Origin of the sequence: Kocuria oceani (assembly GCF_029524215.1) — a bacterium.
GTDB classification, from domain to species: Bacteria; Actinomycetota; Actinomycetes; order Actinomycetales; family Micrococcaceae; genus Kocuria; species Kocuria oceani.
In genome coordinates, this window is sequence record NZ_JARAMH010000003.1 from 317,371 (window position 1) to 330,977 (window position 13,607).

Consider the following 13,607-nt stretch of genomic DNA (forward strand, 5'->3'; position numbering starts at 1 on the left):
CCCCGCCCTGGACAGCAGGCTGACGGTGCCTAGGCTGGAGGCGACCGCCGCCCTCGACCCCAGGAGGCCCCCATGGCCGACGCCCCCGCCGCCCGCAGCGGGCGCGCCCCCGAGCCGGCGGGTCCCGCCGGGCAGGACCGCCGCACCGTGCTCGCCGGCGCGCTGCTGGGCGCGGGCATCGCCGCCTCCGTGGTGGACCTCGCCGTGTTCCACCTCCTCCTGCACTGGCACCACTTCTACGACCTGTCCACCACCGGCGTCGCGCTGTTCTCGGACGGCCTCTTCCACGCCTTCGGCTGGTTCGTGACGGTCGGCTCGCTCTTCCTGCTCGCTGACGTGCGGCGGCGCGGGGCCCTGTCCTGGGGACGCTGGGCCGGGGCGCTGCTGGCCGGACTGGGTGCCTTCCAGCTCTTCGACGGCGTGGTGCTGCACAAGGTGCTCCGGATCCACCAGGTCCGCTACGACGTGGACCTGCTGCTCTACGACGTCACCTGGATCGGGACGGCCGTGCTCGCGCTCGCGGTGGGGCTGGGGGTGCTCCACCGCGCCCGGTCCGCCCGGGCCGGCCGGTGAGCCCGCACCACGGCGGTGCGGATTGGGCCGCCGTGGAGGCCGTGGCCGTGCTCGCCCTGGCGGTGGGCGCGGCCGGCTACGCCGCGGCGCTGTGGGCGGCACGGCACCGCAGTCCGTGGCCGGTCCGGCGGACCGTCTTGTGGTTCGCCGGACTCGGCTGCGCGGGGGCTTCCCTGCTGGGCCCCCTGGCCGCCGCCGCCCACGGCAGCTTCGCCGCCCACATGGTGGTGCACCTGCTGCTCGGGATGGCGGCGCCGCTGCTGCTCGTACTCGGCGCGCCCGTGACCCTGGCGCTGCGGGCGCTGCCGGTGGCCGGCGCCCGGTGTCTGGCCCGGCTCCTGCGCAGCCGTCCGGTCCGGGTGCTGAGCCACCCGGTGGTGGCGGGAACGCTGAACGCCGGGGGCCTCTGGGTGCTGTACGACACCGGCCTGTACGCCGCCATGCACGCCTCTGCGCCGGTGCACGCCGCCGTGCACGCTCACGTCATGCTCGCCGGGTACCTCTTCACCGCGGCCGTCGTCGGGGTGGACCCCGACCCGCACCGAGGATCCCTCCGGCTGCGCGCGGCGGTGCTGGTGGGGTATCTCACCGTGCACGCGGTGCTGGCGAAGCGGCTCTACGGGGACCCGCCCGCCGGGGTGGGGACCGCCGACGCGCAGCTGGGGTCCCGGATCATGTACTACGGCGGGGACGCCGTGGACGTGGCCCTGCTCGTGGTCTTCTTCGCCCAGTGGTATGCCGCCGGCCGGACGCGGGCCGCCCCTGCGGTGTCGTGGACGGCCGGGCTCAGGCCGCCGGCGCGGAGCCGCCCCGGGCCTCGAGCTCGGCGACGAGCTCGTCGTGCCGGTCCTGGGTGACGGGGTGCGGGCCGTCCGGAGCGGTCAGGTACTCGTGCTCGAGCTGGCACACCACCCGGCTGTGCAGCACCTGCAGCTCCACCAGGGACAGGGCGGAGAGCTCGGCGGGGAAGGCGCAGTCCGGGCCCAGGCACGTGTCGCAGCCGGACGTTCCCCCGGCGGCGGGGCCGGCCGGGGACGGGACCGTGTCGAGGCCGCTCATGCTGCCACGGCCTCGGGAGCGAAGCCGCCGGCGGACCGGGAGACGGGGACGGGGGCGGCACCGGTGCGGCACCGGGCGACCGGGTCGATTCGCGGGACGACGGTCAGCTGGGAGTCCATGGAGGATTCCTTCCACAACGGGATGACGTGGCCGGCTGCTTGACCCGTGAGGTCGAGCTTAGACCGGTGGTCCGCCCGCCACCAGGGGGGATGCGCGGCCGTGCCCGGGCCGGGGACCTGGACGCGGTGCGGTGCGCCGGACCCCGGGCCGCCGACCGGTAGCCTCGGGGCCATGCGCACACTCGTGGTCGGTTGGTCCAGCGTCCTGCACGGCGAGGCGACGGCCGGTGACGTCCTGGCCATGGACGCCGTCGCCGACGCCCTCGGCGCGGCCGGCGTCCCGCACGACGTCGCCTGGAGCGCGGTGATGTGCCCGTCCGGCGGGCTGCGCCTCGACGACGCCGACCCCGGACGGTACACCGATCTCGTCTTCGTCTGCGGGCCGGCCACCGGCCGCTCGATCGCCGAGCTGCACGAGCGCTTCGCCCACTGCCGCCGGATCGCGGTGGGGGTCAGCGTGCTCGACCCCGGCGACCCGGTGACCGCCGGGTTCCACCGGGTGATCGCCCGCGACCGCCCCGGGGCCGGGGCGCACCGGGACCTGGCGGCCCGCCCGGTGCCGCAGGCGGTGCCCGTGCTGGGCGTCTACCTCACCTCCGGGCAGCAGGAGTACGGTGCGCGCCGCCGGCACGAGACGACGCGGTCCGGGCTCGAGGCGTGGCTGGGCGGGCTGGACGCGGCCCGGCTGCCGCTGGAGACCCGGCTGGACCCGCGCGACTGGCGGCTGCCCGCCACCGCGGCGCAGGTCGGCTCCGTGATCGCCCGGCTCGACGCCGTCGTGACCATGCGCATGCACGGTCTCGTCCTGGCCCTGCGGGCCGGGGTCCCCGTCCTGGCCGTGGACCCCGTCGCCGGGGGCGGGAAGGTCACGGCCCAGGCACGGGCCTGGGACTGGCCGGCCGTCGTCGGGCCCGAGGAGCTCGGCGCCGACCTGCTCGAGGAGCAGCTGCGCTGGTGCCTGTCGGAGGACGGGCGGAAGGCCGCCCAGGCGCGCTCCGCGAAGGACCCCAGCGGGGCCGAGCAGCTCCACGACCTCGTCCGGGAGCTGGGCGGCACGCCCCGCCCCGGCACCGCCGGCCCACTCGGCGCCGAGACCGGCGACAGGCTCCTCGAGCGGGCCGGAACCCCCGCGCACCAGCGGTGACACGCCCCCAAGATCAGCCGCCTGATCAGTCTGTGTAATACTCCGCTCTATGAACTACCTGGGCATCAACGCGATTTTTCACGACCCCGCGGCGGCTCTCGTCGTGGACGGCAGAGTGGTGGCGGCGGCGGAGGAGGAGCGGTTCTCCCGGCGCAAGCACGGCAAGCGGCCCGTGCCGTTCTCCGCGTGGGAGCTGCCCGAGCAGGCGATGCGCTGGTGCCTCGCCGAGGCCGGGCTGACCCCGGCGGACCTGGACGCCGTCGGCTACTCCTTCGACCCGGCGATCGCCGCCGAGATGCCGGACGACCCGTACGACCCGGTGCGGGTGGACTACGCCCGCCGGGCCCCGGGCTTTCTCGCCGAGGCCCTGCCCGGCCTGGACCGGAACAAGGTCCGCTTCGTCGAGCACCACGTCGCGCACGCGGCGTCGGCGGGCCTGGCCGCCCCCTCCCGCACCAGCAGCGTGCTCGTGGTCGACGGCCGCGGCGAGGCGCACTCGCACCTGGCCGGACGCTACCGCGACGGCGAGCTGGAGATCCTGCACCGCCAGGCCCTGCCGGAGTCCCTGGGCCTGCTCTACGAGTCCCTCACCGACCACCTCGGCTTCCTGCGCTCCTCCGACGAGTTCAAGGTCATGGCCCTGGCCTCCTACGGCGAGCCCCGCTTCCTGCCCGAGCTGCGCGAGATCGTCCGCGCCACCGGCGACGGCGGGTTCACCGCCCAGGCCCCGGACTGGACCCGCTTCGCCCCACGCCGGATCGACGACGGCACCTGGGGCGGCGACCACGCCGACCTCGCCGCCTCCGTGCAGGCCGTGGTCGAGGAGGTCCTGGTGGACCTCGCCACGTGGCTGCACGGCCAGACCGGCGACCGCGTGCTGACCATGGCCGGCGGCACCGCCCTGAACTGCGTGGCCAACTCCCGCATCTGGCGGGAGACCCCCTTCGAGGAGGTCTGGGTCCAGCCCGCCTCCGGGGACTCCGGCACCGCCCTCGGCGCCGCCCTGCACCTGGCCCAGGAGGCCGGTGACCTCGGGGAGCCGCAGCCCACCGCCGCCCTCGGGCGCAGCTGGTCCGACGAGGAGCTCGCGCAGTGGCTGCGCACCGCCCAGGTGCCCTTCACCACACCCGAGGACCTCGCCGGGGAGGTCGCCGACGTCCTCGCGGACAACGGGGTCGTCGCCTGGTTCGACGGCCGCAGCGAGTTCGGACCCCGCGCCCTGGGCCGCCGGTCCCTGATCGCCAACCCGATGCACCAGGAGAACCTCGAGCGGCTCAACGACGTCAAGGGCCGGGAGCAGTTCCGCCCCGTGGCGCCCATGGTCCTCGAGGAGCGCGCCGCCGAGATCTTCAGCGGCGGACCGATGCCCAGCCCGTTCATGCTCTTCGTGCACGACGTGGCCCCGCAGTGGAGGGAGAGGATCCCCACCGTCACCCACGTGGACGGCACCGCGCGCATCCAGACCGTCACGGACGAGGACAACGCCGGGATCGCGGCGCTGCTGCGGGCCTTCGACGAGCGCACGGGCGTGCCCGTCGTCGTGAACACCTCGCTCAACACCGCCGGCCGCCCCATGGTCGACGATCCCCGCGATGCCCTCGAGCTCTTCGGCTCGGCCCCCGTGGCCGCGCTCGTGCTGGGCCCGCACCTGGTCCGCCGCGCCTCCTTCTTCCAGGAGGCCCGATGACGCCGGCGTCCACCGAGCCCGCCACCTACGCCGTCGTCATCCCCTCGGTGGGCCGGCCCACCCTGCAGTGGCTGCTGGACACCCTCTCCGCCCAGGACGTCGACGCCCGTCACCCCGGCCCGCTGGAGGTCGTCGTGGTCGACGACCGCCGCGGGGACGTGGCACCCCTGCAGCTGAGCGTCCCGGACACCGTCGCCTGGACCGTGCGCACCGTGCGCGGCTACGGGCGCGGACCCGCCGCGGCCCGCAACCGCGGCTGGCGCGCCGCCCGGCGCTCCGGCGCCGAGTGGATCGCGTTCCTCGACGACGACGTCGAGCTGCCTGCCGGCTGGGCGCAGCGGCTGGCCGAGGACCTCGCCGCGTGCGGGCCCGAGACCGGCGCGACCCAGGGCCGCATCGACGTCCCGCTGCCGGACACCCGCCGGCCCACGGACTGGGAGCGCAACACCGCCTCCCTCGAGGACGCCGACTGGGCCACCGCCGACATGGCCTACCGCGTGGCGGCCCTGGAGGCTGTCGCCGGCTTCGACGAGCGGTTCCCGCGCGCCTACCGCGAGGACGCCGACCTCGCCCTGCGCGTGCGCCGGGCGGGCTGGCAGCTCGTGCGCGGCGAACGGCGGATCACCCACCCGGTGCGCCCGGCCGACGACCTGGTGAGCCTGCGCGTGCAGGCCGGCAACGCCGACGACGCCCTGATGCGCCGGCTGCACGGACCGGACTGGCGCGCCGCGGCACAGGCGCCCCGCGGCGGCTTCGCGTGGCACGCCGCCACCGTCGGCGCGCTGGGGGTCACCGCGGCCGGGGCCGCGGCGGCCGCCGGGGCCGCGGCCCTGGGCCGGGGCCCGGGCGCCCGCACCGCGCTGACTGCGGCCGGCGCCGGCGCCGCGGCCTGGGGCTGGCTCACCGGCCGGTTCCTGATGCTGCGCATGGGCTCGGGCCCGCGGCCCGGGGACCCCGAGTTCCTGCCCGAGCTCAGCCGCATGGCCCGCACCAGCGCCGCGATCCCCGTGGCCGCCGTGCGGCACAAGCTGCGCGGCCGGTGGCGGCACCGGGGGACCGGCCCCTGGCCGGTCCCGGTGCGGGCGGTGCTCTTCGACCGGGACGGCACCCTCGTGCACGACGTGCCCTACAACGGCGACCCGGAGAAGGTGGAGCTCGTGCCCGGCGCGGAGGAGGCCGTGGCCGCCGTGCGCGCGGCCGGGCTGGCCGTGGGCGTGGTCTCCAACCAGTCGGGCATCGGCCGCGGCCTGCTCACCCGCGCGCAGGTCGACGCCGTCAACGCCCGGGTGGCCGAGCTGCTCGGCCCGTTCGACACCTGGCAGCTGTGCCCGCACGCCCCCGAGGACCGCTGCGCGTGCCGCAAGCCGAGCCCCGGCATGGTGCTCGCCGCCGCCGCGGAGCTGGGCGTCCAGCCCGCCGAGTGCGTGCTGATCGGGGACATCGGCGCCGATGTCGAGGCCGCCCAGGCCGCCGGGGCCCGCTCCGTGCTGGTGCCCACGCCCGTGACCCGCGAGGAGGAGGTCGCCGCCGCGCCCGCGGTGGCCGCCACCCTGACCGAGGCGGTCGCCTCCGTGCTCGGCGCCCCGACCGGCCGTCCGGCGGTGCCGGCCGGGGCCCGGGGCTGAGCGTGGGCCGCATCCTCGCCGTCCGCCTCGACTCGGACGGGGACGTCCTGCTGACCGGCCCCGCGGTCCGGGCCCTGGCCCGGACCGGAAGCCCGGTGGACCTGCTGGCCTCGCCCGCCGGGGCGGCCGCTGCGCGGCTGCTGCCGGACGTGGAGCAGGTCCTCGTGCACGCCGCGCCCTGGTCGGGGTTCCGGCCCCCGCCGGTGGACCCGGAGGTCACCCTCGGCCTCGTCGGGGAGCTCGCCGCGCGGGACTACGACCTCGCCGTGATCTTCACGTCCTTCCACCAGAGCCCCCTGCCCATGGCCCTGCTGGCCCGCCTCGCCGGGATCCCCCGCGTGGTGGGGACCAGTGAGGACTACCCGGGGTCCCTGCTCGACGTCCGGCACCGCCGCGCCGACCCGCCCGGCGGCGGGCACGAGGTCGAGGCGGCCGTTGAGCTCGCCGTCGCGGCCGGCGCGCCGCCGGCCGCCGGGGACCAGCTGCGCCTGGCCGTGCGCCGCCCGCTGCCCCCGCTGCCCCCGGAGCTCGCGACCGCCGTCCCGGACGGGGGACACGTGGTGCTGCACCCGGGTGCCTCCGTCCCCTCCCGCGGTCTGACCTCCGAGCACGCCGGGTCCCTCGCGGCGGGGCTCGCGGCCGCGGGGCACACCGTGGTCCTCACCGGCGGGCCGGGGGAGCGCGAGCTCACCGCGGCGACCCGGGCGGCCGCGCTGCGCACGGTGCCCGAGGGTGCCGTGCTGGACCTCGCCGGCCGCACGGACCTGGCGGGCCTGGCCGCCGTGCTCGACGCCGCGGCCTGCGTCGTCGTCGGCAACACGGGCCCGGCCCACCTCGCCGCCGCCGTGGGCACCCCGGTGGTGTCCCTCTTCTCCCCGGTGGTCCCGCCCGAGCGGTGGGCGCCCTACGGGGTGCCGGTCGTGCTGCTCGGGGACCAGACCGCGGCCTGCCGCGGCTCCCGGGCCCGCGACTGCCCCGTCCCCGGGCACCCGTGCCTGTCCGAGGTCCCGCCCGCGGCCGTGCTGGCCGCCGTCGAGGACCTCGTGCGCCGTCCCGCGGGCGCCCCCGCCCCTGTTCCCGCACCGGAAGGAGGACCCCGATGCGCGTCCTGATCTGGCACGTCCACGGCTCGTGGACGACCTCGTTCGTCCACGGCCGCCACACCTGCCTGCTGCCCGTGGTCGAGGACCGCGGCCCCGACGGCCGGGGCCGCGCCCGCACCTGGGACTGGCCCGCCTCCGCCGTGGAGCTCGCCCCGGCCGAGCTGGCCGACGCGGACGTCGACGTCGTGGTGCTCCAGCGCCCGCACGAGCTCGAGCTGCTCGAGCGCTGGACCGGGCGGCGGGCCGGGACCGACCTCCCGGCCGTGTACGTGGAGCACGACACCCCCCGCGGGCCCGCCGTGGCCACCCGCCACCCGCTGGCGGAGCGCTCCGACATCCCGGTGGTGCACGTGACGCACTTCAACCGGGTGATGTGGGACAACGGGCAGGCGCCCACCGAGGTCGTGGAGCACGGCGTCCTCGACCCCGGCCCGCTCTACACCGGACGCACCGCGAGCCTCGCGGCCGTGGTCAACGAACCCGTCCGGCGCGGGCGGATCGCCGGCACAGACCTGCTGACCGCCCTGGCCCGGGAGCTGCCCGTGGACGTGTACGGGATGGGCATGGACCAGCTGGCCGAGCACGCGCCGCACATGGCCGGGCGGCTGCACGAGAACTATCCTCAGGAGAAGCTGCACGGGGCCCTCGGCGAGCACCGGGCCTACTTCCACCCCTACCGGTGGACGAGCCTGGGGCTGGCGCTGCTCGAGGCCATGACCATCGGCATGCCGGTGCTCGGGCTCTCGACCACCGAGGCGCCGCGTGCCGTGCCGCCGGGCGCGGGGCTGCTCTCCAACGACCTGGAGGCCCTCGCCGCGCAGGCCCGGCACTGGCTGAACGACCCCGACGCGGCGGCCGCCGCGGGCACCGCCGCCCGCGAGCACGCCCTGAGACACTACGGCCTGGACCGCTTCCTGGCGGACTGGGACCGCATCCTGGAGAAGGTGACTGCATGAGAATCGCAATGGTGTCCGAGCACGCCAGCCCCCTGGCCGCCCTCGGCGGGGTCGACGCCGGGGGACAGAACGTCTACGTGGCCGCCCTCGCCACGGGCCTGGCGCGCCGCGGCCACGAGGTCGTCGTCTACACGCGGCGCGACGCCGTGCGGCTCCCCGACGTGGTGGAGCTCGCCCCCGGCGCGCGCGTGGTGCACGTCCCGGCCGGGCCCCCGAGCCCGCTGCCCAAGGACGACCTCGCCCCGTACATGGACGAGTTCGGACGCTGGCTCGCCCGGGACTGGGCGCGCACCGGCGCCCCCGACCTCGTGCACGCGCACTTCTGGATGTCCGGGATCGCCGCCCGCCGCGCCGCCGAGGCCCTGCAGATCCCGGTGGTGCAGACCTTCCACGCCCTCGGTGCCGTCAAGCGCCGGCACCAGGGCGCGGCGGACACCAGCCCGGCCGGCCGGCTCGCGGTGGAGAACGAGATCATCGCCGCCGCGGACCTGCTCCTGGCCACCTGCCGCGACGAGCGAGCCGAGCTGCTCGCCCTGGGCGGGGACGACTCCCGGATCGACGTGGTGCCCTGCGGGGTGGACCTGGACGCCTTCGTCCCCGCCCCGCCGCCCACGGGCCGGCGCCGGCCCCGGATCGTGGCCCTCGGCCGGCTGGTGGAGCGCAAGGGCGTCGACGTCGTCGTGCGGGCGCTGGCCGAGCTGCCCGAGGCCGAGCTCGTCGTGGCGGGCGGGCCGGACCGCGCCGACCTCGACCGCGACCCCGAGGCCCTGCGGCTGCGCGCGCTGGCCCGCGAGCTCGGCGTGGACGGCCGCCTGGAGCTGCTCGGGCGCGTGGACCACGACGACGCCGCGGCCCTGCTGGCCACCGCGGACGTCGTGGCCTGCACCCCCTGGTACGAGCCGTTCGGGATGGTCCCCCTCGAGGCGATGGCCTGCGCCCGCCCCGTGGTCGGCACCGCCGTGGGCGGGCTGCTCGACAGCGTGGAGGACGGCGTGACGGGCCTGCACGTGCCCCCGCGCGACGTCGCCGGCACCGCCGCCGCCCTGCGCGCCCTGCTGGAGGATCCCGAGCTGGCCGCCCGGATGGGCCGCGCCGGCCGCGAGCGCGTCGAGCGGATCTTCGGCTGGGAGCGGGTCGCGGAGGAGACGGAGCGCTCCTACGCCCGGGTGCTCGAGCGCCACCGGCGGGAGCACCCGCCCCTGCGCGACCGGACCGAGCTGTGGCTGGAGACCCACGCGCACGAGCTCGCCGTCGCGGCCCGCGAGGCCGCCCGGCACGCCGACGTGGTGGACCGCTGGGGGGCCCGCCTGGCGGGGCTGCTGACCGACGGCGGGCGCGTGCTCGCCGCCGGCAACGGCGGCAGCGCCGCGGAGGCCCAGCACTTCACCGCCGAGCTCGTGGGCCGCTTCGTCGACGAGCGCCGCCCGCTCTCGGCCCTGTGCCTGTCCGCCGAGACCTCCAGCCTCACCGCGATCGCCAACGACTACGGCGCGCAGGAGGTCTTCGCCCGGCAGGTGGGCGCCCACGGCCGGGCCGGGGACGTCCTGGTCGTGCTCTCCACCAGCGGGCGCAGCCCCAACGTGCTGGCCGCCGCCGAGCGGGCGCGCGAGCAGGGGATGCACGTCTGGGCGCTCACCGGCCCGGGCCCGAACCCGCTGACCGAGCGGGCCGACGAGGTCCTCACGGTGCCCGCCGCCAGCACCTCGGTGATCCAGGAGGTGCACCTGATGCTGCTGCACGCCGTGTGCGCGGCCGTCGACGCCCGGCTGGTCCCGGCCGCGGAGGAGCCCGCGAGCGGGGACGAGCGGACCGGGGAACTCGCGGCGCGCGACGCCGTGCGGGCGGGGGTCGCATGAGCGCGGCACGCATCGTGGTGGTCGGCGACGCCCTGCTGGACCGGGACGTGGCCGGGACCTCGACCCGGCTCAGCCCCGACGCCCCGGTCCCGGTGGTGGACGTGGACGCCGTCTTCGCCAGCCCGGGCGGGGCCGGCCTGGCCGCGCTGCTGTGCGCGGAGCCCCCGGCGGTCGGGGCCGTCCCGGCCCGGGTGACGGTGACGCTGCTGGCGCCGGTGGCCGAGGACGACGCCGGCCGGCAGCTGGCCGACGCGCTCGGGGAGGTCCGCCTGGAGCGGCTCGGCCACGAGGGCGGGACCCGCACCAAGACCCGGATCCGCAGCGCGGGCCAGACCCTCGTGCGCGTGGACGAGGGCGGACCCGGCACCCCGGTGGGGGTCACGACCGCGCAGGTGGCCGCCGTCCTGGCCGGGGCCGACGCCGTCCTGGTCTCCGACTACGGGGGAGGCGTCAGCACCGACCCCGCCGTGCGCGCGGCGCTGGAGGAGCACGCCCGGACCGGCGTGGTCGTGTGGGACCCGCACCCGCGCGGAGGCGCCCCGGTGCCGGGCTGCGCGCTCGTCACCCCCAACGCCGCCGAGGCCGCGGCCGCCCTCGACGCCCCGGGCACGCCCCGGGACCTCGCCGCCGGGCTGCGCCGGCACTGGGCCGCCCGTGCGGTGGCCGTCACGGCCGGGGCGGACGGGGCGTACCTGGCCACGGCCACGGGCGTGGAGCTCGTGCCGGCGGCGCCGGTGCAGAACACCGACCCCTGCGGCGCGGGGGACCGGTTCGCCTCCGCGGCGGCGCTGGCCCTGGGCGGCGGCGCCCACGTGACCGCGGCCGTGGAGACCGCCGTGGAGGCCGCGGGCCAGTGGGTCGCCGCCGGCGGCGCGGCCACCTACCGCACCCGCCGCGCCGCGGGGGTGCACGCCCGGCCGGCCCTGCACCCGGGTGCCGAGCGGCTGCCCCGGGAGGTGCAGGAGCTGCTGAGCGAGGTGCGCGGGCGCGGCGGGACCGTGGTCGCCACCGGCGGCTGCTTCGACGTGCTGCACGCCGGGCACATCGCCTCCCTGGACGCCGCGCGGCGCCTCGGCGACGCCCTCGTGGTGCTGCTGAACGCCGACGACTCCGTGCGCCGGCTCAAGGGCCCGGGCCGGCCCGTGGTCGGCGAGGCCGACCGCGCCCGGGTGCTGAGCGCGCTGCGCAGCGTCGACGCGGTCGTGCTCTTCGACGAGGACGACCCCCGCGCCGCCCTGAACCTGCTCCGCCCCGACGTGTGGGTCAAGGGCGGGGACTACACCCCCGAGCAGCTGCCCGAGGCCGCCGACGTGCGCGGCTGGGGCGGGCGGGTCACCGTGCTGCCCTACCTCTCGGGGCGCTCCACCACGGCCATCCTGCAGCGGGCCGGCCGTGAGGGCTGAGCCGGTCGCCGTCCAGGGCCTTCCCGCGCCCGGGCGGTGCACCGTGGACCCGGCCACCATCGGGACCGGGGACGTGCTCGTGCTGCGGGCCCTGGGCCTCGGGGACTCGCTGACCGCCGTGGCCCCGCTGCGCGGCGTGCGCCGGATGCTGCCCGACCACCGCATCGTGCTCGCCGCCCCGGAGCCCCTGGGCTCCTGGCTGACCGAGCTCGGCGTGGTCGACGGAGTGCTGCCCCAGTCCGGGCTGGTGCCGCTGCCGCCGGTGCGCGGCGGGCACGTGGCCGTGAACCTGCACGGGCGCGGCCCGCGCAGCCACGAGCTGCTGCTGGCCTCCGGGCCCGAGCGGCTCGTCGGGTTCGCCGCCCCGGAGGCCGGGCACACCGGACCGGCCTGGCGACGGGACGAGCACGAGGTGCACCGCTGGTGCCGGCTGGTGAGCGAGGCCGGCGGCCCGTGCGGCCCGGAGGACCTGCTCCTGCGACCCCACCGCCCCGCACCCGCTGGGGCCCCCGTGCTCATCCACCCGGGCGCCGCCTCCGGCTCCCGCCGCTGGCCCGCCCCGCGCTGGCGGGAGGTCGCCCGGGCGCTCGTCGCCGACGGCCACCGGGTCGTCGTCACCGGCTCCCCGGCCGAGTCCGGGCTCGCCGCCGCCGTGGTGGACGGCGTGGACGGCGCCGAGGACCGCTGCGGCACCCTGGACCTGGCCGGGCTGGCCGCGGCCGTCGGGGAGAGCGCCGCGGTGCTGAGCACGGACACCGGCGTGGCCCACGTGGCCACCGCCCTGGCCGTGCCCTCCGTCGTGCTCTTCGGCCCGACCCCGCCCGCGTGGTGGGGCCCGGCCGTGGACCCCGGGCTGCACACGGTCCTGTGGCACGGCGACCCGTCCGCGCCCGCCTGGGGCGACCCGCACGCGGCGGAGCTCGACGAGCGCCTCGCCGCCGTCACCCCGGACGAGGTCCTGGCCGCGGCCCGCTCCCAGCTCGCCGCCGCCCGCACCTGAGACCGGCCGGCGCCGCGGCCTGCGCCGGCCCCACCACCCCTTGTCGATCCAGAGGAGCACCGTGAACCCCACGCCCGACGTGACCACCCGCCCGATCCGCCGCGCCGTCGTGACCGGCGGCGCCGGCTTCCTCGGCAGCCACCTGTGCACCGAGCTGCGCCGCCGGGAGGTCGAGGTGGTCTGCCTGGACAACTTCCTGACCGGCTCCGCGGCCAACATCGAGCACCTGGTGGGCGACCCGGGGTTCCGGCTCGTCCAGTGCGACGTCACCGACTACGTGCACGTGCCCGGCGACGTGGACCTGGTCCTGCACTTCGCCTCCCCGGCCTCCCCGATCGACTACCTCAAGCTGCCCATCCACACGCTCAAGGTCGGCTCCATCGGCACCCACCACGCCCTGGGCCTGGCCAAGGACAAGGGCGCGCGGTTCGTGCTCGCCTCCACCTCCGAGGTCTACGGCGACCCGCAGGTCCACCCCCAGCCCGAGAGCTACTGGGGCCACGTCAACCCGGTCGGCCCCCGCGGGGTGTACGACGAGGCCAAGCGCTTCGCCGAGGCCCTCACGGTCGCCTACCGCGCCGAGCACGGCGTGGACACCGGGATCGTGCGGATCTTCAACACCTTCGGCCCGCGGATGCGGCCCTTCGACGGCCGGGCCATCCCCACCTTCATCCGGCAGGCCCTCGCGGGGGAGCCGCTCACCGTCGCCGGCGACGGCGAGCAGACCCGCTCCGTCTGCTACGTCTCCGACTTGGTGCGGGGCATCCTCGCCCTGGCCGGGAGCGGGCACAGCGGACCGATGAACATCGGCAACCCGCACGAGCTCTCCGTGCTGCAGATCGCCCGCGACGTCATCGCCGCCACCGGGTCCTCCTCGGCCGTGGAGTTCGTCGACCGCCCGGTCGACGACCCCAAGGTGCGCCGCCCCGACACCGCGCTGGCCACGGAGGTCCTCGGCTGGGCGCCGGAGGTGCCCTGGAGCGAGGGCCTCGGGCGCACGGTCGAGTGGTTCCGGCAGAGCGCCGCCGCCCGCCCGGTCTCCGCCGCCCCGGGTCTCGGCTGAGGCGCGCCCGGACCGCTCC

At 77.5% G+C, this 13,607-nt stretch carries 13 protein-coding genes and 1 pseudogene; 12 read left to right on the forward strand and 2 right to left on the reverse strand.

Features of this window, described 5'->3' with window-relative positions:
- Positions 1–72: 72 nt before the first annotated feature.
- Positions 73–573, forward strand: coding sequence for a DUF2243 domain-containing protein (locus PU704_RS05120; RefSeq protein WP_277550485.1), 501 nt, complete (start codon positions 73–75; stop codon positions 571–573).
- Positions 570–1,430: a cytochrome c oxidase assembly protein gene (locus PU704_RS05125; protein ID WP_277550486.1), complete on the forward strand. Its 861-nt coding sequence runs from the start codon at positions 570–572 to the stop codon at positions 1,428–1,430. Before PU704_RS05120 ends, PU704_RS05125 begins: the two co-directional genes overlap by 4 nt.
- Here the strand turns inward: PU704_RS05125 and PU704_RS05130 are convergent.
- Together PU704_RS05130 and PU704_RS05135 are read right to left on the reverse strand one after the other, a co-directional pair.
- Positions 1,360–1,632 carry a hypothetical protein gene (locus PU704_RS05130; protein ID WP_047801467.1) on the reverse strand — a complete coding sequence of 91 codons (273 nt, stop codon included), beginning with the start codon at positions 1,630–1,632 and terminating at the stop codon, positions 1,360–1,362. The two genes, PU704_RS05125 and PU704_RS05130, sit on opposite strands and share 71 nt — an antisense overlap.
- A complete protein-coding gene (locus PU704_RS05135) occupies positions 1,629–1,751 on the reverse strand; it encodes a hypothetical protein (protein WP_277550487.1) in 123 nt (40 codons plus the stop codon). Before PU704_RS05135 ends, PU704_RS05130 begins: the two co-directional genes overlap by 4 nt.
- Positions 1,752–1,923: 172 nt before the next feature.
- On the opposite strand from PU704_RS05135, the gene PU704_RS05140 reads away from it, so the two are divergent.
- The 10 genes and pseudogenes from PU704_RS05140 to PU704_RS05180 all read left to right on the forward strand — a co-directional run bounded on the left by PU704_RS05140 (position 1,924) and on the right by PU704_RS05180 (position 13,588).
- Positions 1,924–2,895, forward strand: a complete 972-nt coding sequence (locus tag PU704_RS05140; protein ID WP_277550488.1) for a polysaccharide pyruvyl transferase family protein — start codon at positions 1,924–1,926, stop codon at positions 2,893–2,895.
- Positions 2,896–2,944: 49 nt separating this feature from the next.
- Positions 2,945–4,582, forward strand: a complete 1,638-nt coding sequence (locus PU704_RS05145) for a carbamoyltransferase family protein (RefSeq protein ID WP_277550489.1) — start codon at positions 2,945–2,947, stop codon at positions 4,580–4,582.
- Positions 4,579–6,207 carry an HAD-IIIA family hydrolase gene (locus tag PU704_RS05150; RefSeq protein ID WP_277550490.1) on the forward strand — a complete coding sequence of 543 codons (1,629 nt, stop codon included), beginning with the start codon at positions 4,579–4,581 and terminating at the stop codon, positions 6,205–6,207. The genes PU704_RS05145 and PU704_RS05150 overlap by 4 nt, the downstream gene beginning before the upstream one ends.
- A 2-nt stretch (positions 6,208–6,209) precedes the next feature.
- Entirely contained in the window at positions 6,210–7,319 is a 1,110-nt protein-coding gene (locus PU704_RS05155) for a glycosyltransferase family 9 protein (RefSeq protein ID WP_277550491.1), read from the forward strand.
- Entirely contained in the window at positions 7,307–8,266 is a 960-nt protein-coding gene (locus tag PU704_RS05160; protein WP_277550492.1) for a glycosyltransferase, read from the forward strand. The genes PU704_RS05155 and PU704_RS05160 overlap by 13 nt, the downstream gene beginning before the upstream one ends.
- A pseudogene (locus PU704_RS20050) lies at positions 8,263–9,438 on the forward strand (glycosyltransferase); the annotation flags it as partial. The gene PU704_RS05160 and the pseudogene PU704_RS20050, both read left to right, overlap by 4 nt.
- Complete coding sequence (locus PU704_RS20055) at positions 9,433–10,122, forward strand: D-sedoheptulose-7-phosphate isomerase (protein ID WP_417466371.1); 690 nt, start codon at positions 9,433–9,435, stop codon at positions 10,120–10,122. The pseudogene PU704_RS20050 and the gene PU704_RS20055, both read left to right, overlap by 6 nt.
- Entirely contained in the window at positions 10,119–11,525 is a 1,407-nt protein-coding gene (locus PU704_RS05170; protein ID WP_277550494.1) for a PfkB family carbohydrate kinase, read from the forward strand. Before PU704_RS20055 ends, PU704_RS05170 begins: the two co-directional genes overlap by 4 nt.
- Positions 11,515–12,525 (forward strand): glycosyltransferase family 9 protein, encoded by a 1,011-nt coding sequence (locus tag PU704_RS05175; RefSeq protein ID WP_277550495.1) that lies wholly within the window; start codon positions 11,515–11,517, stop codon positions 12,523–12,525. Before PU704_RS05170 ends, PU704_RS05175 begins: the two co-directional genes overlap by 11 nt.
- A gap of 61 nt (positions 12,526–12,586) precedes the next feature.
- Entirely contained in the window at positions 12,587–13,588 is a 1,002-nt protein-coding gene (locus tag PU704_RS05180; RefSeq protein ID WP_277550496.1) for a UDP-glucuronic acid decarboxylase family protein, read from the forward strand.
- Positions 13,589–13,607 lie beyond the last annotated feature (19 nt).